The sequence below is a fragment of the Achromobacter sp. ESBL13 genome (assembly GCF_036668755.1).
In the GTDB taxonomy this organism is placed as follows: Bacteria; Pseudomonadota; Gammaproteobacteria; order Burkholderiales; family Burkholderiaceae_B; genus Achromobacter.
Genome location: NZ_JAZEVT010000002.1, coordinates 1,149,300 through 1,169,636, shown reverse-complemented (window position 1 = coordinate 1,169,636; position 20,337 = coordinate 1,149,300). Strand labels below are relative to the sequence as shown.

General features: G+C 66.5%; 14 protein-coding genes and 2 riboswitches. Of the genes, 2 read left to right on the top strand and 12 right to left on the bottom strand.

Annotated features, from left to right (window positions below; all coding sequences use genetic code 11):
* Positions 1 to 11 precede the first annotated feature (11 nt).
* The 8 genes from gcvP to V6F88_RS14100 all read right to left on the bottom strand — a co-directional run bounded on the left by gcvP (position 12) and on the right by V6F88_RS14100 (position 10,827).
* Positions 12 to 2,885, bottom strand: a complete 2,874-nt coding sequence (gcvP, locus tag V6F88_RS14135; RefSeq protein WP_332610204.1) for an aminomethyl-transferring glycine dehydrogenase — start codon at positions 2,883 to 2,885, stop codon at positions 12 to 14.
* Positions 2,886 to 2,956: 71 nt separating this feature from the next.
* Entirely contained in the window at positions 2,957 to 3,334 is a 378-nt protein-coding gene (gene gcvH, locus V6F88_RS14130) for a glycine cleavage system protein GcvH (protein WP_046805102.1), read from the bottom strand.
* A 101-nt stretch (positions 3,335 to 3,435) separates the two neighbouring features.
* Positions 3,436 to 4,536 (bottom strand): glycine cleavage system aminomethyltransferase GcvT, encoded by a 1,101-nt coding sequence (gene gcvT / locus V6F88_RS14125; RefSeq protein WP_332610202.1) that lies wholly within the window; start codon positions 4,534 to 4,536, stop codon positions 3,436 to 3,438.
* 91 nt (positions 4,537 to 4,627) lie between these two features.
* A riboswitch (glycine riboswitch) is annotated at positions 4,628 to 4,751 on the bottom strand.
* 32 nt (positions 4,752 to 4,783) lie between these two features.
* Positions 4,784 to 4,880: riboswitch (glycine riboswitch) on the bottom strand.
* A 117-nt stretch (positions 4,881 to 4,997) separates the two neighbouring features.
* The gene (locus tag V6F88_RS14120; RefSeq protein WP_332610200.1) at positions 4,998 to 5,891 is read right to left on the bottom strand and encodes a ZIP family metal transporter; all 894 of its coding nucleotides are present in this window, start codon (positions 5,889 to 5,891) and stop codon (positions 4,998 to 5,000) included.
* Positions 5,892 to 5,920: 29 nt separating this feature from the next.
* A complete protein-coding gene (locus V6F88_RS14115; protein WP_332610198.1) occupies positions 5,921 to 6,535 on the bottom strand; it encodes a superoxide dismutase in 615 nt (204 codons plus the stop codon).
* A 111-nt stretch (positions 6,536 to 6,646) separates the two neighbouring features.
* Positions 6,647 to 7,849, bottom strand: a complete 1,203-nt coding sequence (locus tag V6F88_RS14110; protein ID WP_332610196.1) for an NAD(P)/FAD-dependent oxidoreductase — start codon at positions 7,847 to 7,849, stop codon at positions 6,647 to 6,649.
* 23 nt (positions 7,850 to 7,872) lie between these two features.
* On the bottom strand, positions 7,873 to 10,134 hold the full coding sequence (locus V6F88_RS14105) for an arginine/lysine/ornithine decarboxylase (RefSeq protein ID WP_314355552.1): 2,262 nt from the start codon (positions 10,132 to 10,134) through the stop codon (positions 7,873 to 7,875).
* Between the two features lie 240 nt (positions 10,135 to 10,374).
* Positions 10,375 to 10,827: a hypothetical protein gene (locus V6F88_RS14100; RefSeq protein ID WP_332610194.1), complete on the bottom strand. Its 453-nt coding sequence runs from the start codon at positions 10,825 to 10,827 to the stop codon at positions 10,375 to 10,377.
* Between the two features lie 113 nt (positions 10,828 to 10,940).
* Between V6F88_RS14100 and V6F88_RS14095 the strand changes: the two genes are divergently transcribed.
* Positions 10,941 to 11,459, top strand: a complete 519-nt coding sequence (locus V6F88_RS14095; protein WP_332610193.1) for a GNAT family N-acetyltransferase — start codon at positions 10,941 to 10,943, stop codon at positions 11,457 to 11,459.
* Positions 11,460 to 11,477: 18 nt separating this feature from the next.
* Here the strand turns inward: V6F88_RS14095 and V6F88_RS14090 are convergent, their stop codons facing one another.
* The gene (locus V6F88_RS14090; RefSeq protein ID WP_332610191.1) at positions 11,478 to 12,719 is read right to left on the bottom strand and encodes a GGDEF domain-containing protein; all 1,242 of its coding nucleotides are present in this window, start codon (positions 12,717 to 12,719) and stop codon (positions 11,478 to 11,480) included.
* A gap of 161 nt (positions 12,720 to 12,880) precedes the next feature.
* Here V6F88_RS14090 and V6F88_RS14085 point away from each other — a divergent pair, with 161 nt between their 5' ends.
* The gene (locus V6F88_RS14085; protein WP_332610189.1) at positions 12,881 to 13,750 is read left to right on the top strand and encodes a GNAT family N-acetyltransferase; all 870 of its coding nucleotides are present in this window, start codon (positions 12,881 to 12,883) and stop codon (positions 13,748 to 13,750) included.
* 73 nt (positions 13,751 to 13,823) lie between these two features.
* Here the strand turns inward: V6F88_RS14085 and dcd are convergent, their stop codons facing one another.
* From dcd to V6F88_RS14070, 3 genes are read right to left on the bottom strand one after another with little or no spacing between them, the layout of a single operon-like run.
* Complete coding sequence (dcd, locus tag V6F88_RS14080) at positions 13,824 to 14,387, bottom strand: dCTP deaminase (protein WP_006221748.1); 564 nt, start codon at positions 14,385 to 14,387, stop codon at positions 13,824 to 13,826.
* A 42-nt stretch (positions 14,388 to 14,429) separates the two neighbouring features.
* Positions 14,430 to 18,443 carry a translocation/assembly module TamB domain-containing protein gene (locus tag V6F88_RS14075; RefSeq protein WP_332610187.1) on the bottom strand — a complete coding sequence of 1,338 codons (4,014 nt, stop codon included), beginning with the start codon at positions 18,441 to 18,443 and terminating at the stop codon, positions 14,430 to 14,432.
* Complete coding sequence (locus V6F88_RS14070) at positions 18,440 to 20,335, bottom strand: autotransporter assembly complex protein TamA (protein ID WP_332610185.1); 1,896 nt, start codon at positions 20,333 to 20,335, stop codon at positions 18,440 to 18,442. Before V6F88_RS14070 ends, V6F88_RS14075 begins: the two co-directional genes overlap by 4 nt.
* Between the last annotated feature and the right edge of the window lie 2 nt (positions 20,336 to 20,337).

The window sequence follows — 20,337 nt, the reverse complement described above, 5'->3', positions numbered from 1 at the left end:
CGCGTAATGCACTACGCGTAGGCTTCGATCGGCAAGCACGCGCAGACCAGGTTGCGGTCGCCGTAGGCGTTGTCCACACGGGCCACCGGCGGCCAGTACTTGGCCTCGCGCAGCGACGCCACCGGGTAGGCGGCCTGCTGGCGCGGGTAGTCGTGCAGCCATTCTTCGGCCAACAGCATCTGCGCGGTGTGCGGCGCGTTCTTCAGGACGTTGTCCTCGCGGTCGCGTTCGCCGCGCTCGACCTGGGCGATTTCTTCGCGGATGGAGATCATCGCGTCGATGAAGCGGTCAAGCTCGGCCACGCCTTCGGATTCCGTGGGCTCGACCATCAGCGTGCCCGCCACCGGGAAGCTCATGGTGGGCGCGTGGAAGCCGTAGTCCATCAGGCGCTTGGCGATGTCCTCGGCGCTGATGCCGCTGGTTTCCTTCAACGGGCGCACATCCAGGATGCACTCGTGCGCCACGCGGCCATTGCGGCCCGCGTACAGCACCGGGTAGTGGTCGCGCAGGCGGGTGGCGATGTAGTTGGCGTTCAGGATGGCCACTTCGGTGGCGCGGCGCAGGCCGTCGGCACCCATCAGCGCGATATACACGAACGGAATTGGCAAAATGCCGGCCGAACCGAAAGGCGCGGCCGACACCGGGCCGACCTTGGCTTCGCCGGGCAGCTTGCCCTGTTCGTTCACCACGCCCGGCAGGTACGGCGCCAGATGCGCGCGCACCGCCACGGGGCCCACGCCGGGGCCGCCACCGCCGTGCGGAATGCAGAACGTCTTGTGCAGGTTCAGGTGCGACACGTCGGACCCGAACTTGCCCGGCTGGGCCACGCCCACCATCGCGTTCATGTTGGCGCCGTCCAGGTAGACCTGCCCGCCGGCCTGGTGGACCAGTTCGCAGATTTCAGTGACGGCTTCCTCGAACACGCCGTGCGTGGACGGGTAGGTGATCATCAGCGCGGCGAGCTTGTCGCCCACTTGTTCGATCTTGGCGCGCAGGTCGGAAAGATCGACGTTGCCGTTGGAATCAGACGCCACCACCACCACGTCCATGCCGGCCAGTTGGGCCGACGCGGGGTTGGTGCCGTGGGCCGAGGCCGGGATCAGGCAGACATTGCGCTGATGCTGGCCGTTGGCCTGGTGGTAGCCACGAATGGCCAGCAGGCCGGCGTATTCGCCTTGCGCGCCCGAGTTGGGTTGCAGGCTGATGTTGTCGTAGCCGGTAATTTCGCACAGGGCGGCGGACAGGCGGTCGATCAGTTCGTTGTAGCCCTGGCTTTGCGAGGCGGGCGCAAACGGGTGGATCAGCGCGAATTCGGGCCAGGTGATGGGGATCATCTCGGCCGTGGCGTTCAGCTTCATGGTGCACGAACCCAGCGGGATCATCGTGCGGTCCAGCGCCAGGTCCTTGTCGGCCAGCTTGCGCAGGTAGCGCAGCATGTCGGTTTCGGATTGCACGCTGGAGAAGACGGGGTGCTTCAGGATGGCGCTTTCGCGCGCGACCGATGCGGGAATGCCGCCGGCGGCGGCCGCGTCCAGTGCATCGATGTCCAGTTCGACATCATCGCGTTCCAGGCCGGCGGCAAACACGTTGACCAGCGCTTGCAGGTCGGCGACGGTGACGGTTTCGTCCAGCGACACGGCCAGGCGCGCGCCATCGACGCGGCGCAGGTTGACGTGCTCGCACTCGGCGGCCGTCAGGATGGCCGGGGTGGCGGCGCCCGTTTCCAGCAGCAGCGTGTCGAAGAACGTGTCGTTGACCACCTTCACGCCCAGCTTGATGAGTTCACCGCGCAAGATGGTGGTGCTGCGCTGCACGCGCTGCGCGATGCGGCGGATGCCTTCGGGGCCATGCCACACCGCATACATGCCGGCCATCACGGCCAGCAGCACCTGCGCGGTGCAGATGTTGGACGTGGCCTTCTCGCGGCGGATGTGCTGTTCGCGCGTTTGCAGCGCCAGGCGCATTGCCGGGTTGCCTTGGGCGTCTTTCGACACGCCAACCAGGCGGCCGGCCATGTTGCGCTTGAACGAATCCTTGCAGGCCATGAAGCCGGCGTGCGGGCCGCCAAAACCGAACGGCACGCCAAAGCGTTGCGCCGATCCGATGGCGATGTCCGCGCCCCACTCGCCCGGGGCGGCCAACAGGGCCAGCGCCAACAGGTCGGTGGCGCAGGCGACCACGGCGCCTTGCGCGTGGGCGGCTTCTGCCAGCTTGCGGTAGTCGGACACCGAGCCGGTGCTGTGCGGGTATTGCAGCAGCACGCCGAAGCATTCCGGCAGGCCCTGGGCTTCGTCGCCCACGGTGATTTCCAACCCCAGGCCTTCGGCGCGCGTGCGCACGACTTCGATGGTCTGCGGATGCACGTGGCGCGAAATGAAGAACACCGGGCTTTGGGACTTGGCGCCACGGCGGGCCAGCGTCATGGCTTCGGCGGCGGCCGTGCTTTCGTCCAGCAGCGAGGCGTTGGAGATGTCCAGCCCGGTCAGGTCGGCGACCATGGTCTGGTAGTTCAGCAGGGCTTCAAGGCGGCCTTGCGAGATCTCGGGCTGGTAAGGCGTGTAGGCCGTGTACCAGGCGGGGTTCTCAAGAATGTTGCGCAGCACGACGTTGGGCGTCTGCGTGCCGTAGTAGCCCTGGCCGATGTAGTTGCGATAGACCTTGTTGCGGCCCGCGATCTGCTTCAGTTCAGCCAGCACGTCGGTTTCGCTGCGCGACGGCGGCAGCGCCAGGGGGGCCTGGCTGCGGATCTTGGCGGGAACGACTTCGTCGATCAGGGCGTCCAGGCTGGGGCTGCCAATTACTTGGAGCATGGCGGCCTGGTCGGCGTCGGACGGGCCGATGTGGCGGGGAATGAAGTCGGTATGGGTGTCTAGGGCGCGCGACATGGGGACTCTCGGGTGGTGGTGCATCAGGCCGGCGCGCCACGAGGTCGGCGCGCCCGGCTCGAACCGGCTTCTTAGCCGTTGGCGACGGCTTCGTAGCCGGCGGCGTCCAGCAGCTTGTCGGCATCGGCGGCGTTGACCGGCTTGATCTTGAAGATCCAGGTGGTGAAGGCCGATTCGTTGATCAGGCTGGGGTTGTTTTCCAGCTCGTCGTTGAAGGCAACGATTTCACCGTTGACGGGTGCGTAGATGTCCGAGGCGGCCTTGACCGACTCGACCACGCCGGCGGTTTCGCCTGCGTTCAACTTGGCGCCAACCTTGACGTCGCCAACAAAAACCAGGTCGCCCAATTGGTCCTGGGCGGTATCGGTGATGCCGACGACGAACACGTCGCCTTCAGCTTTGACCCATTCGTGGGACTGGGTGTACTTGCGATCGGTGGGCAGGCTCATGGGAAATCCTCTAGGGAATGCGGGTAGATGAATGGTGTTGCGCGCCTCGTGCGAGCGGCGTGTGCATCAACTGGCAAGGCCGTTCGCGCGAAGCTTCGAGTTTACGAGTGTTCGACGGCTTTGCCGTTACGCACGAAGGGCAGCTTGCAGACCAGGGCGGGCACCCATTTGCCGCGGATGTCGACTTCGACCGTGTCGCCCGGACGCACGCCTTGCGGCAGGCGGGCAAAGCCGATCGACACGCCCAGCGTGGGCGACATGGTGCCGCTAGTGAGTTCGCCCGTGCCTTGCGCGCAGCGCACGGCCATGTGGGCGCGCATCACGCCGCGCTCTTGCAGCTTCAGGCCGACAAAGGCGGCGTGGGTGGCGAATTGTTCCAGCGCCTCGCGGCCGATGAAGCGGCGCTCGGCGTTCTTGAGCGACACGGTCCAGGTCAGGCCGGCCTGGTCGGGCTGGGTCAGCTCGTCCATGTCCTGGCCATACAGGTTCATGCCGGCTTCCAGGCGCAGCGTGTCACGCGCGCCCAGGCCCGCCGGGCGCACGCCCTGGGCGGCAAGGTCGCGCCACAGTTGCACGACGTCAGAGGCGGGCAGGACAATTTCAAAGCCGTCTTCGCCGGTGTAGCCGGTGCGGGCGACCAGCGTGTCGTCGCCCACGCGGGCGGCGACAAACGGCGTCAACGCTTCGGAGGCGGCTTGCCAGGCCGGGCGGGCGGCCCAGACCTTGGCGCGGGCGTTCGGGCCCTGCACGGCCACCATGGCCAGATCGCGGCGCGGGGTGATGGTGACATCGAAATTGCCGGCCTGCTTCACGCGCTGCATCCAGGCCACGTCTTTGTCGGCGGTGCCGGCGTTGACGACCACGCGCCATTCGTCAGCGGCAAAGAAATAGATGATCAGGTCGTCGATGACGCCGCCCTGCGGGTTCAGCATGCACGAATACAGCGCCTTGCCCGGCACGGTCAGCTTGGCGACGTCGTTGGCGACCAGGCGTTGCAGGAAGGCGTAGGCGTCCGGGCCGGAGACGTCGACATTCAGCATGTGCGACACGTCGAACATGCCCGCATCCTGGCGCACCGCGTGGTGTTCCTCAAGCTGCGAGCCGTAGGCCAAGGGCATGTCCCAGCCGCCGAAATCGACCATTCGGGCGCCGGAGGCGATGTGTTCGTCGGCCAGCGGGGTGCGTTTCAGGGTTGCGGACATGCGCGGAAACTCCGGGACGGCAATGGCTTGCCAGGGTTACGGAATGCCGGTCGTGACAAGCGGACTGCGCCCGCACGGCATCGGCTGAATCTTCCGCCCCTCTGTCCTTTTGCCTGAGAGTTGCCCCGCGCGTGGCGGGTTTGCACCTTCGGCGCCTGGGCTGCTCGCTGTGTCCCGAATTCGGGGCGGCGCCAGGTCTCTCCAGAGTACTGTTTTGCCGCATCCACACGGTAAAACCGGGACGGGGCAAGCATGTGCGATATCGGTTACCTGAGCGATTCTGGGCGAATTGCGCCTTCGGCGGCGACCCTGCTGGCAGGGGCGCTCTCTCCCGCAAACATGCGTGACAGCGGCGCCAAGCATACAACGAAAACAAGCACCGGAAAAGCGCGATTTCGGGGCCCGGCCCCTTGGTAAACCGCTGCCGGGAACGCGCGCCAAGCGTGGCGCCAGCGCCGGAACTAGCCCAGCGCCGTGTCCAGCAGCATCATCAGCACAAAGCCCAGCATCAGCCCGCAGGTGGCGTAGACCTCGTGCCCCTTGCGGTGCGATTCGGGAATGATTTCGTGGCTGATCACAAACAGCATGGCGCCCGCCGCAAAGCCCAGCCCCCAGGGCAGCAGCAAGACGGACCAGCCGACGATGGCGGCGCCAAGCACCGCGCCCAGCGGCTCGACCAGACCCGACAACATGCCCAGCGCCACGGCGAAGGCCCGCTTATAGCCGGCGGCCAGCAGCGCCACCGCAACGACCATCCCCTCGGGAATGTCCTGGATCGCGATGCCCGTGGCCAGGGCGGTGCCCGCCACCGGGTCGCCCCCCGCGTAGCCGACCCCGATGGCCAGGCCTTCGGGCAGGTTGTGCAAGGTGATGGCGATGACAAACAACCAGGCGCGCCGCATGCGGCGCGCCTCGATGCCTTCGCGTCCCTTGATGAAGTGTTCGTGCGGCAGCGTGCGGTCCATGATGAGCAGCACCGCCGCGCCCAGCAGGATGGCCGCCCCCACCGTCAGCCCGGCGCCCCAGGGGCCCATGCCCTGCCTTTCGGCCGCCTCGATGCCCGGCGCCACAAGCGAAAACGCGCTGGCCGCCAGCATCACGCCCGCGCCGAAGCCGAACATGCTGTCCTGGACCTTTTGCGGGATGGTGCGGGCGAACAGGATGGGCACGGTGCCCAGCGCGGTGGCGCCCGCCGCCACCAGCCCGCCCAGCAGGGCATCGGCGACGTGCGGCGCGCGCACGTCCAGGTAGGCCCACAGCTGGTGCATCGCCAGGCAGGACACCAGCACGGCCAGGGTCCAGACGCTGATGCTGGTGGCCGCGGGACGCACGCGGTGACGGCTGAATGTGTTCATGGGGCCGATGCCTCCATCACAAAGCGGGCTTAACCCTTTGCGGCCGCATAACGGCGAGCCACCTCGGGCCAATTCACGACATTGTAGAAGGCGCCAATGTATTCAGGGCGACGGTTTTGGTACTTGAGGTAATAGGCGTGTTCCCAGACGTCCAGGCCCAGGATCGGCGTGTTGCCCTGCATCAGCGGGCTGTCCTGGTTGGCGCTGCTTTCCACCACCAGCTTGCCGGCGGGCGTGACCGAGAGCCAGGCCCAGCCGCTGCCGAAGCGGGTCAGGGCCGCTTTGGTGAAGGCCTCGCGGAAGGCAGCCAGGCCACCCAGTTCGGATTCGATAGCGGCGGCCAGCGCGCCATCGGGTTCACCGCCGCCCTGGGGCGACATCACGGACCAGAACAAGCTGTGGTTGGCGTGGCCGCCGCCATGGTTGCGTACCGCGCCACGGACGGCCTCGGGCAGTTGATCCAGCCGGGCCACCAGGGTTTCAACAGGTTCGTCGGTACTGATGCCCGCCCCATCCAGCGCCGCATTCAGGCTGGTCACATAGGTTTGATGATGCTTGCTGTAGTGAATCTCCATCGTCATGGCGTCGATGTGAGGCTCCAGGGCGTCGTAGGCGTAGGGCAGCGTCGGCAGGGTATAGGGCATGAGCGTCTCCGAAACGGGAAACACAAATGATATGTATTTTTATTTGATAAAACAATCGCGGCGTTTCTTGTGCGCCATCACCGCGCCATTGCTTCGTTGAAGACAGCGCGCCTACAGCGCCTTGCCGCAGGCCACGCCGGATGCCCAGGCCCATTGGAAGTTGTAGCCGCCCAGCCAGCCGGTCACATCCACGGCTTCACCAATGAAATACAGGCCGGACGTAGTCTTGGCCTGCATGGATTTCTGGTCCAGGCCGCGTGTATCGACGCCGCCGCGCATCACCTCGGCCTTTTTGTAGCCGGCGGTGCCGCTGGGCACCAGCGTCCATTGATGGATGTCTTGCGCCAAGGCCCGCAGCGTTTTGTCCGGCGCGTCGGCCAGGCGCATCGCGGCCAGGCCGGGCTTGCCGCCCTGCTCCGCCAGATGCAGCCAGCGGTCGGCCAGGCGCTTGGGCCACAGGCCCGCCAGCACGGTATGCAGTTGCTGCCGGTTGCCCGACTTGGACGCCAGCAATTCTTCGGCCAGGTCGCGGCCCGGCGCCAGGTCGATCACGATGGGTTCGCCCGGCTTCCAGTAGCTGGAAATTTGCAGGATGCCCGGGCCGGACAGGCCGCGATGGGTAAACAGCAGGTCTTCCAGGAATTCACCCCGCGCCTTGCCCTGCCCCGTGTGCAGGCCCACTTCCAGCGCTACGCCCGACAGCTCGGACAGCGCCTGCCATTGCGCCGGGTCAAAGGTCAGCGGCACCAGCGCGGGCCGGGGCTCGACCACCTTCAAGCCGAATTGGCGCGCGATCTTCAGGCCAAAGTCAGTGGCGCCCAACTGCGGAATCGCCATGCCGCCCGTGGCCACGACCAGCTTGGCCGCGCGGATCACGCCCTGGCTGGTATGCAGTTCAAAGCCCTGCGCGCCATGGCTGATCTCGGCCACCGAACAGCCCATGCGCCATTGCACATTGCCTGCGTCGCACTCCGCGCGCAGCATGTTGATGATGGATTCGCTGGAATCGTTGCAGAACAGCTGACCACGGTGTTTCTCGTGCCAGGCGATATGGTGACGCTGCATCAGCGCCAGAAAATCCTGCGGCGTGTAAGCCGACAGTGCCGAGCGGCAGAAATGCGGGTTTTCGGACAGGAAATTGGCGGGTCCGGTGCCGATGTTGGTGAAGTTGCAGCGGCCACCGCCGGAAATGCGGATTTTCTCGGCCAGGCGCTCGGCATGGTCGACCAGCACCACGCGCAAGCCGCGCTGCCCGGCCACCGCTGCACACATCATGCCAGCGGCGCCGGCGCCGAGTACGGCTACATCAAACATCAGGACTCCAGACCCGCCGGGTCTTACTCTTCGATCAGGCAATCAACGTAGTAGCGCTTTTCGCCATCCGGACCCGCTTCATCGGCCAGGCCGTGAATATAGGTTTCGAAGCCGGGGAAGCGCTCGTTGAATTCACGCGCGAATTGCAGGTACTGCACGATGGTGCGGTTAAAGCGTTCGCCCGGAATCAACAGCGGAATGCCCGGGGGATACGGCGTCAGCAGCACGCCCGTGACGCGGCCTTCCAGCTTGTCGATGTCGACACGCTCGACCTCGCGGTGCGCCATGCGGGCGAATGCGTCCGACGGCTTCAACGCCGGCACCATGTCGCTCAGGTACATCTCGGTGGTCAGGCGGGCAACGTCGCGGGCGCGGTAGGCTTCGTGGATTTCCTGGCACAGATCGCGCAGGCCCATGCGTTCGTAACGGCGATGCACGCGGCAGAAGTCCGGCAGGATGCGCCACAGCGGCTGGTTGCGGTCGTAGTCGTCCTTGAACTGCTGCAAGGCGGTCAACAGCGTATTCCAGCGGCCCTTGGTAATGCCGATGGTGAACAGGATGAAGAACGAATACAGGCCGGTCTTTTCAACCACAACGCCGTGCTCGGTCAGGTACTTGGACACCAGCGCGGCCGGGATGCCGGTTTCGCCGAAGCTGCCCGACATGTCCAGCCCGGGCGTGATGACCGTGGCCTTGATCGGGTCCAGCATGTTGAAGCCTTCGGCCATTTCGCCGAAGCCGTGCCAATGGTCGTTGGCTTCCAGGATCCATTCGTCGCGGTTGCCGATGCCTTCGGACACCAGGCGGTTCGGGCCCCAGACCTTGAACCACCAGTCGTTCTTGCCGAATTCGGATTCCACCTTGCGCATGGCGCGGCGGAAGTCCAGCGCTTCGCGGATGCTTTCCTCGACCAGCGCTGTGCCTCCGGGCGGCTCCATCATGGCGGCGGCCACGTCGCACGACGCGATAATCGCGTACTGCGGCGAGGTCGACGTGTGCATCAGGTACGCCTCGTTGAAGACGTTGCGGTCCAGTTTGCGGGTCTCGGATTCCTGCACGATGATCTGCGAGGCCTGCGAAATGCCGGCCAGCAGCTTGTGCGTGGAGTGCGTGGCGAACACCATCGCGTCCTGGCTGCGCGGGCGGTCCTGGCCGATGGCGTGCATGTCCTGGTAGAACTCGTGGAACGAGGCGTGCGGCAGCCAGGCTTCGTCAAAGTGCAGCGTATCGACATAGCTGCCCAGCTGTTCCTTGATCATTTCCACGTTGTAGATGACGCCGTCGTACGTGCTTTGCGTCAGCGTCAGGATGCGCGGATTCTTGTTCACCGCTTCGCGCGCAAAGGGGTTGGCCTCGATCTTCTTGCGGATGTTGTCCGGGTGGAATTCTTCCAGCGGGATCGGGCCGATGATGCCCAGATGGTTGCGCGTGGGGCGCAGGAACACCGGGATCGCGCCCGTCATCGTGATGGCGTGCAGGATGGACTTGTGGCAGTTGCGATCCACCACGACCACGTCGCCCGCGGCCACGTTGGCGTGCCACACGACCTTGTTGGACGTGGACGTGCCGTTGGTCACGAAAAAGCAGTGATCGGCGTGGAAGATGCGCGCGGCGTTCAGCTCGGACTCGGCCACGGGGCCGGTGTGGTCCAGCAGCTGGCCCAATTCGTCCACGGCGTTGCAGACGTCGGCGCGCAGCATGTTTTCACCGAAGAACTGGTGGAACATGCGGCCCACGGGGCTCTTCAGGAAGGCGACGCCGCCCGAGTGACCCGGGCAGTGCCAGGAATACGAACCGTCTTGCGCGTACTTGACCAGCTCGCGAAAGAACGGCGGCGGCAGCGAATCCACGTAGCTGCGTGCTTCGCGGATGATGTGGCGCGCCACGAATTCGGGGGTGTCCTCGAACATGTGGATGAAGCCGTGCAGCTCGCGCAGGATGTCGTTCGGAATGTGTTCCGACGTGCGCGTCTCGCCATACAGATAGATGGGGATATCGGCGTTGCGAAAGCGCAGTTCGCCGATGAACATGCGCAGGTTCTTGATGGCGCTGGCCACGTCTTCGGGCGAGTCCACGTCGAACTCTTCATCGTCGATCGACAGGATGAAGGCGCTGGCCCGGCTTTGCTGTTGCGCGAACGAACTCAGGTCGCCATAGCTGGTCACCCCGATCACCTCGACGCCCTCGGCCTCGATCGCTTCAGATAAGGCACGAATACCCAAACCGGACGCGTTCTCGGAACGGTAGTCCTCGTCGATGATGAAAATGGGGAAGCGAAATTTCATGCAGGCGCTCCTGGGGGCATGGCGGGTTCGGTCGCATAACGCGGCGCGAGTGTACTGCTAGTAAAAATCCGCCTGATGACAGACGGCGCGAGCCCCCGCCGACAGGCGGGAATGGCGGAATTGTAGGGCTGTTTTTCTTTCAGTCCTACGGGAAATCCCCAGATAGCCCGAACAGCCGTTGTCATGGCGCCAAAAGCCGGGCTTTCAGCACAGCGACAGCAACGGCGGCACAGAGCAAACCTAGCGGATGGTGCGAGCTTCGCCGGCTTCCAGGGCCAAGGTGAACTGCTCGAAGTAGGCGGGGATGGACTCGGCGGCCCCGTCCCGGATCCGGCGTTCTACCTTGGCGATGGCGCCAAAGCAGACTTCGGCCCCCGGTTCGCCGCACACGAGCACGACCGGGTCTTCGTCGTCGCAGACCTCGTACAGCCCGCCGTGCGCCCGGCGGCCGACCTCGTAGAGGTAGGCGGCGGCGCCAACGGTTTGCATGGGGGTAAGCGGCAAGGTGCCCAGGTGGGCGGCTTCCAGCGCGGTATCCAGCGCGTGGATGCTGGACAGCGAGTAGTCCAATATGGCGCCGGTGGATTCGGCGGCTTGTACAAAGTCTTGCGCGGCGTCTGCCACCCGTTCGACAAATGCGTCCTGCACTTCATCAAGGGTGGCTTCCTGGTTTGTCTTGAGGAAACCGAACATCGTTGGCTCCTTTGTGAAAACCGCAAGCGGCAATAGGGCCATTATAGGCAAGCGTGTTACCTATAATCGGCGGGAAACCCCTCAACGTTTCCTATTCCCAACACTTGCCGCCCATGATCGAACCGCTAGTCAGACGCCTGACCGCCCTTGACGCCCCGTCATTGCGACGTTTGCGCCTGGACGCGCTGGTTGAAACGCCCGAATCGTTCGGATCGAGTTACGAAGAGGAACACACGCTGACACTGGACGACATCAAAGGCTGGGTCACGCCCCAGGACGACAGCGCGATGTTCGGGGTGTTCGTGGGCGATGCGCTGGTGGGCATCATTGGCGTGGGCCGCCAGCGCAAGCTGAAGATGCGGCACAAGGCGCATATCTGGAGCGTCTACGTGGCCCCCGAACAGCGCGGCCAAGGGCTGGGGCGGCTGCTGCTGCAAGCGGCCATCGCGCATGCACGCACCATGCGCGGCATCCGCCAGGTGCAGTTAAGCGTCACGTCCAACAACACGTCGGCCGCCGCCTTGTACGCCGGCCTGGGCTTCGTGGAATACGGGCGGGAGCGGGAAGCGCTATGCGTGAATGACCGGCTTTACGACGAAACCCTGATGGCGCTGCCGCTGGCGGACAAGTAGACGGGCAGGCAACCTGCCCTACGCCGCCGCCCCGCGCCGCCGCGTGCCGTAGGCGCACACCTGATTACGGCCACCGTCCTTGGCTTTGTACAGCGCCTGGTCGGCCGCCTTGATGACCGCGTCCGGTGCACGCAGCGCGTCGCCCCGCTCGGCCACCCCGATGCTTACCGTTACCCGCAGCGGGCGCGGATTACGCGCCCCGCGCGCGCCACGCCGGCGCTGGCCCAGCTGGTCTGCCTTGGGCCGCGCGGGCTTGTCGCGCAAGCGCATCTGATAGGCCTCGATTGCGCGGCGCACCGCTTCCAGGTGCGGCAGGCTTTCCGCCGCCGTCTTGCCCGGAAACACCAACGTGAATTCTTCTCCGCCGTAGCGATACGCCTGCCCACCGCCCGGCACGCGCCGCAACTGCGACGCCACCATGCGCAGCACCTGGTCACCCACGTCATGCCCGTGCGTATCGTTGAACGCCTTGAAATGGTCCACGTCGGCCATCGCCAGCGTGTACACGCGGCCCATGCGTTGCAGGCGTTCGTTCAGCGCGCGCCGCCCCGGCAGGCCGGTCAGCTCGTCACGAAACGCCATGTGAAAGCCTTCGTGGGCCAGCGAGATGCAAAGCGCCGTCAGCGCGGCGGCCGACATCAGGGCCAGTTCGATCGGCTGCTGCGCGCCGCGCGGCAATGCCCATGCCATGCACACGAAACCCAGCCATTGTCCGGCCTGTTGCGGGCGCCCATAGCGCAGCAGCAACAGGGTCAGCGTCAGGCCGGTGCCCAGCAGCGCCACCAGCGCCTCGATGGGGACGCCCAGCCGCGCCAGCTTGCCTTGCACGGCCAGCGTGCCAAAGACGTCCATCAAACCTTCTTTGCCGATCAGCGCAATGCCGGCCATGCCGACCGCGATCAGGCCGATGCGCAGCGCCAGGTCCAACAGCATGCTGGACCGTTCGGCCCACAGCGCATTGATGGTGTAGGCAATGGCCCACCACGCCAGCGCGGGCCCCAACGCCCACGGCGCCTCGCGCGCCAACGTCGGCCACAGCGCCGTGGCCGCCAACACGCACAGCATCAGCGCCATGGTTTGCGAACGTTGATACATCAAACAGATGGCCGCGCCGATCAGCGCCATCACCCACGGCACGAACGGCACGATCAAGGTCAGCGCGGGCGGCCATTCGCGCCACAGCATCAGGCCCACCGCGGCAGCCACTGGCAACGCGGGGTAGAACAACAGGGGCAGCCAGGGGATATGGGGGTAACGCACGGTGGGGGCCTTGCTCGCTTGCAGAGATGACGTCGCCAAATCGGCAAACACATATATCCTTTTTACGGTCGCGGGCGGGGGTTCTTTAGCGCGGTTACCGCTGTGTCGCCGGCCTTCGGCGCGCGTGATATGTTTTCATCCCGCGCCGAAGGAATGCCGCCATGCAGCTGCTTGTGAACATCGATGTGCCCGACCTTGAACACGCCATCGTCTTCTATCAACGGGCCTTCGGCCTGACGTTGCACCGGCGGCTGGGGCCGAAGGCGGCTGAAATGCTGGGCGCCAACGCCCCCATCTATCTGCTGGAAAAGGCCGCCGGAAGCCCTGCCGCGGGTGCTGCGGGTGCTGCGGGCGGGGCGGCGCCATCGCGCGATTACGCGCGCCATTGGACGCCCGTGCATCTTGATGTTGTCGTGCCGGACGTGGACGCGGCCGTCGATCAGGCCGTCGCGGCCGGCGCCATTCTGGAAGGCCCCGCCGCCGCCCACGCCTGGGGCCGCATCGCGCACCTTAGCGATCCGTACGGCCACGGCATCTGCATCCTGCAATTTTTGGGACGCGGCTATGACGAAATTACGGACGATCATGTGCGGACCCTGCCCGTATCGGCGTCGGACTTCGACGCGCTGGCCGACATCCGCGTGCAGGCCATGCGCGACAGCCTGGAACGAGTGGGCAGATTCGACCCGGCGCGTGCCCGGGAACGGCTACGCGCCAATTTCCATCCGGATTGCACCTGGTGGATCGAACATGCCGGACAACGGGTGGGGTTCTATGCCCTGCGGCCGGACGGCCAGGGCCTGCGGCTGGACCACCTGTACCTGGTGCCCACCGCGCAAGGACAGGGCCTGGGCGGCCGCGTCCTGCAAAGGATTCTGGATGACGCCGACAGCCAGGGGCGGCCGGTCAGTGTGGGCGCGCTGCGCGGTAGCGATTCGAATCGGTTTTATCGCCGGCACGGGTTTGTGCAGACGGCCGAGTCCGAATGGGATATCGATTACCTGCGCCCGGTGCCGGAGCACGCGGGCTGAGCGTTCAGTCCGCTATCACCGGACCATGGCCCGGTAGCCGGCGCCAGCGGCCAGACCCGCCAGCGCCGCCCGATCAGGTGCGCGGCAGGGTCACGCCGCGTTGCCCCTGATACTTGCCGCCACGGTCCGCGTACGAGGTTTCGCAAACCTCATCGCTTTCCAGGAACAGCATCTGCGCGCAGCCTTCGCCCGCGTAGATTTTGGCGGGCAGCGGCGTGGTGTTGGAGAATTCCAGCGTGACGTGGCCTTCCCATTCGGGTTCCAGCGGCGTCACGTTGACGATGATGCCGCAGCGCGCGTACGTGCTTTTGCCCAGGCAGATGGTCAGGACGCTGCGCGGAATACGGAAGTATTCCACCGTGCGGGCCAACGCAAAGGAATTCGGCGGGATGATGCAAACATCACCCTTGAAGTCCACGAACGAGCCTTCGTCGAAGTTTTTCGGGTCGACGATGGTGGAATTGATGTTCGTGAAAATCTTGAATTCATCGGCGCAGCGCACGTCGTAGCCGTAGCTGCTGGTGCCGTAGCTGACGATGCGCCCGCCATTGGCCGTGCGGACCTGGCCCGGTTCAAAGGGTTCGATCATGCCGGCGTCGGCCTGGCGGCGGATCCAGCGGTCGCTTTTGATGCTCATGGTGGGAATGGTGCTAAAGGGGGGAAGTGGCCGTCATTTTACTCAGTTCCCCCAGAACGTCCGGTACACCAGCGCGATGCCGTTGACCGACCCGCCCTTCAGGTCCACCGACAGCCCGCGCGCCAGCCGATAACTGGCCCGGCCCACGGTGTCGCTGCCGGCCAGCGCTTGCTCCACGCTTAGCGTAATGCCGTTGGCGAAGGACTTGCTGGCCACCAGGAACTGGGTCGCCAACTGGCTGTCACTGTCCCGGTTTACGTCGCCGGCCACGGTCCGGTCGGGCAGGATGCTGCCCGAACTGCCGATATTGCCGGTGCGCACGCTGACATCGTCCAGCCCGAACTGCTTGTAGAACGGCTGCCCGCCGCCCAGCAGCGCAGTGCCCACCGACACCAGCAAGGCCGCGTCGCTGCCGCTTTCGTCGGGACCGCGCCCCAGAAGCAGCCAAGACAGCTTTTCAACATCGCTGACGTCGGGGTACGACACCAGGTCGATACGCGGGCGCTGCGCGGTGCCGACCACCTTGACGCCGGCCTCGACCTGTTCGCCCGTGCGCAGCGCCTCGATATCCAGCAATGGGTTGTCCAGGCGGCCCTGGAACGTCAACGTCCCCCGGCTCAGGCGCAGCTTCTGGCCATAGGCTTCGATACCGCCGCCCCGCGTGCGCAATGCGCCCACGCCGGTCAGCCGGCCGTCGTTCAGCAGGATCTGGATGGAGCCCAGCAGCCCGGCGTCCAGCCCCATGCCGGTGATGTAGAAACGCGGCCCCATGTCGAACTTCAGGTTCATGCTGGTTTGCAGCGGCGTCGATACGGTGGCGCGGTCCTGGCCCGGCTGGATGACTTTGACGTCCTCATCCAGCGACGGCACGCCTTGCAGAATTTCCAGGCTGAACCAGCCGGCGTCGGCCTTGAGGTCGCCCACGATGTCGATGCGCGGCATGGCGGCCGTCAGCGTGACCGTGCCGGAAACCATGGCGTAGCGGTCTGAACGCTGCAAGGCCGGAAAGCGGTACAGCGTCAGCTTGATGTCGCCGCCGCCGTCCATGATGTTCCACTGCCCGCGCGCCTCGGCGTAGCCGCCCTTGGCCTCGGGGTTGGTCGTGATCCATTCCTTGGTGCGCCATTCGGCCGGCATCACGCGCAGCGATGCCGGAAAACGCAGGCTGTCCAGCACCAGCCGCTGGCCGTCCAGCCGCGCCGACAGCGTGCCGTCCACCAGGCGCACGCCGTCGTCAATGCGCACCAGGCGCAGCTTGTCGCCCCGGATGTTGCCCGTGGCCGACCATTTTCCGGCCAAGGTGCCTTGCACGTCGACGTTGGCCTTGACGGCGCCGCCCACTTCCATCGAATCGCCCACGAACAGACCAACCCAGGCCAGGTCGGCGATGTCGGCGTCCAGCTTGGCGCGCAGCGGCTGGCGCTCGTCCAGCGCCATGCCGCCCTTGGCGTCCACGCGCAGCACGGCGGTGCCGGTGCCGCTGACGGTGCCCATCTTGGCGGTGGCCAGGTCGATCCGGGCGTCCAGACGGCTGGCGTTGGGCGACGTGGGCGTGGCGGTCAGGTCCAGCACCAGCGCCTTCAGCCCCAATGGGATAGGGGGGTCGCCCGGGATCAACAGGTCGCCTTCACGGCGGGCAATGCGCGCCTTGCCCGCCAGACGGCCGTCGAACTTCAGGTCCCAAAGCAGGTCCAGCGCAATGCGGCGCTGGCCCTCGGGCACCATGGCGTTCACGCGGGATGGGCCCTTGCCCAGCTTGCCGGCAGCCTCGGGGTCCAAGGCGCCGATCACCTGGCGGGCCATGGCGGCGGTGATGACAAGGTTGTCCGCCTGGCCGGCGGTTTCCCAGCGCTTGCCGCCGCCGCGCGAGCCTTGATGCGCCAAGGCCAGGCGTTCCTTGCCGGGCAGCGTCACGCTGATAACGGTTTGGCCGACCTGCCATTGCCATTGCGGGTGCACGGCCGACGGCAGATAAGCCAAAGCGACCGGGCGGTCAGCTGCCACGCCGAACCCGGCGCTATCGGCCGTCAGCTTGGAAAAGGTGCCGCGCCAGCCGACCAGCGCTGCGTCGGGCTGGCCCGCCGGGCCCTTGCCCCAGCCGCCGGCGAAGACGATATTGGCCTTGGCCGGCGCTTCGCCCAGCACGCCCGCGCGCGGTTTGGCGGGGGTATAGCCGGCGTTCAGCTCGCCGCGATGCGCCGCGATATTGCCGGCCAGCTTGCCCTTGAGCTCAGCGCCGCCCGGGATGCCGGGCCAGAAGGCGTCCAGTTGCGGCGCCTGCGCGTCCAGGGTCAGCGCGCCGTCGGTGGCGTCCATCTCGCCCATTGCGCGGATGCGGTTGCGACCCAGCTTCAGGTCCACGTCCAACCCGTGAATGCGCAGGCCGGAAAGCGGGTCGGATGAAGAGGCGGGTGCGGGTGCGGTGGCGGGTGCCGGTGCGGTGGCGGGCGCCGGTGCGGTGGCGGTGGCGGTGGCGGGTGCGGGTGCGGCGGCCGTTGCGGGCGTCGTGGCCGGCGCCGGTGCGGCGGCCGGTGCTGATCCGGGGTCGGTGGCGGCGATGTCTACCTGCGCTTTCACGCCGCCCGTCAGCGGCTGCTTGTTCCAGCGCGTGCCCTCTTCGAAACGCAGGTCAATGGCGGCATGGCGCAACTGGCTCAGGTTTTCGATGTCGGCCTGCACATCGCCGCGCACGGTCAGGATGGCCGGGGGTATGTCCTTGCCCAACCACGGCGCCAGATCCAGGCGCTGCGCGCTGATCGTGCCGGTGATGCGGTCGCGGCCGGCAACTTGGCCGGCGCCCGATTGCAGGTCGAACTGGGCGGCCAGCGTCGACTTATCCGGCAGTTGCGCGCTGGCCCGGGCGCTGCGCAGGATCAGCGCGGTGCGCGGGGCCAGGTCGGCCACCACGTCCAGCAGCATCCCGGACCCGGCACCGTCCAGCTTGGCCTGGATGCCATCCATCGACCCCGCCGCGTCGGCGCGCAGCACGACTTGGCAGGCAGGCGCGGGCGGGCCGGCGATCTCGGAGGCGGCGGCTTTGGGGCCGCTGCTCGCGCCCGCCCCCGCCGCCACATTGGCATCCGCCTTAGGTTTGGCGTTTACCTGTGCGCTTGCTGTGGTCGCCCGCGCATCGGCTTTGGAACTCACCTGCGCGGTGGGTTTGGAGTTCGTCTGCACGTTCACGCCGGAATTCGCCGAGGCGTTGGTCGGTGCGCTGCCGCGAGGTTTCGCCGGTGTTCCGGATTGCGGCGCAGTCCGTGCGCCCGGTTGCGTCGTGCGTTCGCCGCCAGTGGCGGGCTTGGCTTGCGAAGTCGTATCCCCCTGCTTGCCCGCCGCCGCCGGGCCCGCCGCGAATACGCCCCCTAATCTGTCCGCCTGACACAAAGGAGATTCGGGGCCGGACCCGCGCGCCGTCACGTCCAGGCGCGCGGCGAACGGCCAGGGGTCGGCCATGCCTTGCAGTTCCGCTTCGCCCGACACCTGCGCCTGGCCGACCTCGTGGCCGATCCGCAACGACGCGATGCGCAGCTGCGCGCCTTGCTTGCCGGCCGCGAATGTCGCGCTAAGGTCGCCCAGGGTCACGGGCAATGGCTGGCCGCCCTGCTCCAGTTGAAACTCACCCAGGGCCAGACGGTCCACGGCAATATCCACGGGCAGGGACGGCAGCGAGAACGGCTCGTTATCGTCCGGCGCGGCAGGCGCCTCGGCCGACGGCGCCAAGGCCACCCGCACCGATTCCGCGGACACGTCGCGCACATGCAGGCGCCGCTGGCCCAGCGCGCGCCAATCCACATTCAGATGTAGCTGCCTGATATCGACGCGCGTGCCGCCCGCGTCCAGGTCCAGCTTGCCCACGGTCACGCCGCGCAGCAACGATCCGGTCACGTCCAGCGCCTGACCGTTCAACTGCTGGGCGGCGGTGGTCAACAGTAGCCGCGTGCCGCTTTGCGACCCCACCAGCCAGAACAGGAACCCGGCGGCCAGCAACAGCAGCATCGCCAGACCCGGCAGCCACCACACCAGCACCTGCCGCAGGAATTTGCGCAACAGCTTCAAAACGCGATCCCCAACGAGAAGTGCAGACGCAGGTCGCGCTCGCGCTGGCCGTAGGCCACGTCCAGGAACAAGGGGCCGGCGGGGGTGCGCACCCGCGCGCCGACGCCGTAGCCCACCGCCAGCGACATGTCACCGAAGGACTCGGCGGCGTCGCCGGCATCCACGAACACGCCCATGCCCCAGCGTTCGTTGAAATAGTGGTCGTATTCCACGCTGCCCACCACCAGCGTCGGCGCGCCGACCACCGCGTTGTCGCGTTTCACGCCAATGCTTTGATACTTGTAGCCGCGTATGGACCGCGCGCCGCCCGTGCGAAAGCCGAAGTCGTCCGGCACCTGCACTTTGCTGTTGGACCACACACGCCCGACCTCACCGCGCACGGTCAGCACGTCCAGCTTGCCGATGGGCCACCATTTCTGCGCACGCAGGCGGGCGCGGGTATAGGGTTCGCCGGTGTCCAGCGTCACGCCCACGCCGCCGCCCACGGCGATCAGGTTGCCTTCGCGTGGGTCGTATTTGTTGTCGACGTCGCGGCGCAGCCATTCGGCCGTGGCGGTCAGCGTGGGCAGGGTGTATTCCTCGCCCCCGTCGATTTTTACGTGGTCCTGCGCCAGCAGCAGACCCCAACGCGTTTCATATTCGACGCGGCTATCGCCCGCGCCCTTGCGCTCTTGCAGGCGCGTGGCGCCCAGGGCATAGCGGGTCACATCCAGGCCCTGGATGTCGGAATGGTCGGCCAGCACGCCAAACGAATCCTTGTAGCCGCGCTCGGTCGGCGGCAGCAGGAAGTCGGCGTACGCGCGCTGGCGCAGGCGGTCCACGCTGAAACCGGTTTCCATGGTGACGGGTTGGCCGAACACCACGTTCTGGCGGTATAGCGATTCCACGCGCACGCCCGCCTCGTCGTCCACGCCGATCGAGGCCGTGAAGCGCTTGGGCGGCGCTTCAACCACGCGCACCTGCACCGGCAAGGTCACTTCGCCGTCCGAGTCATAGGCTGGCGGCGGGGGCGGCACGGCGCCCGACACGGTCGGGTCGCCCGCGGGCGTGGCGGCGGCCACATCGGCGGAGCCGGGCGCGCGGGCGCGATCGGATTTCACATCGGCAGCTTGCGGCGGCGTGCTGCCGGGCTGCTCCAATGACACGAAGGCGCCGCGAAAGAAGGCCGTGGATTGCAGGTCCTGCTGCCAGGTATCCAGCCGGTTCTGATCGTAGGCAGCCCCGACCGAATAACGCACGTAGCGCTGCACCAGCTTGTCCGGCACGCGTTTCAGGCCTTCGGTGGTCAGCTCGCCCATGCGAACCTGCGGCCCGCTGTCGATGGTCACATGCAAGGCGGCCGAGGCCGTGTCGGCCATGATTTCGGCCTGCGATGCCGTCATGCGCGCCAGCATGAAGTCGCGCGTCGAGACCTCGTCCAGCAGATTCGACTTGGCCCGGTTCCAGTCGCTATTGATGAAGGGCTGGCCGGCCTTGAGCTGCCAATCGTCGCGCAGCTTCTGCACGCGCTGGGCGAACTCTGGGCGCGTGATGCGGCCGGTGAACTTCAGGTCCACGGAAGAGACGGTCGTGCGCTTGCCCGGCACGATGCCGATATCCCAGGTTTCCCCGCCGATATCGGTGCCGGACTCCAACGTTACCGTGGGTGAAAAGTAGCCCTGCGTGGCCAGCGCGGCCAACGTGGCGTCACGGGCCCGCCGCCGCAGCCGGTTGATTTCGCCCCCGTCCTGGTCTTCCGCCAGCCGTGCAATCGCGTCAACGGCCTCGGTGATGGCCGTCAGCGCGGCCGGCGGCACCCCGCCCGGGTCCACGATGACTTCCGGCCGCTTGGCCAACGCCTCTGCCGAAAATACGCATAGTCCTGCCAGAATGGCGCGGGCTGCCCATTGCATGT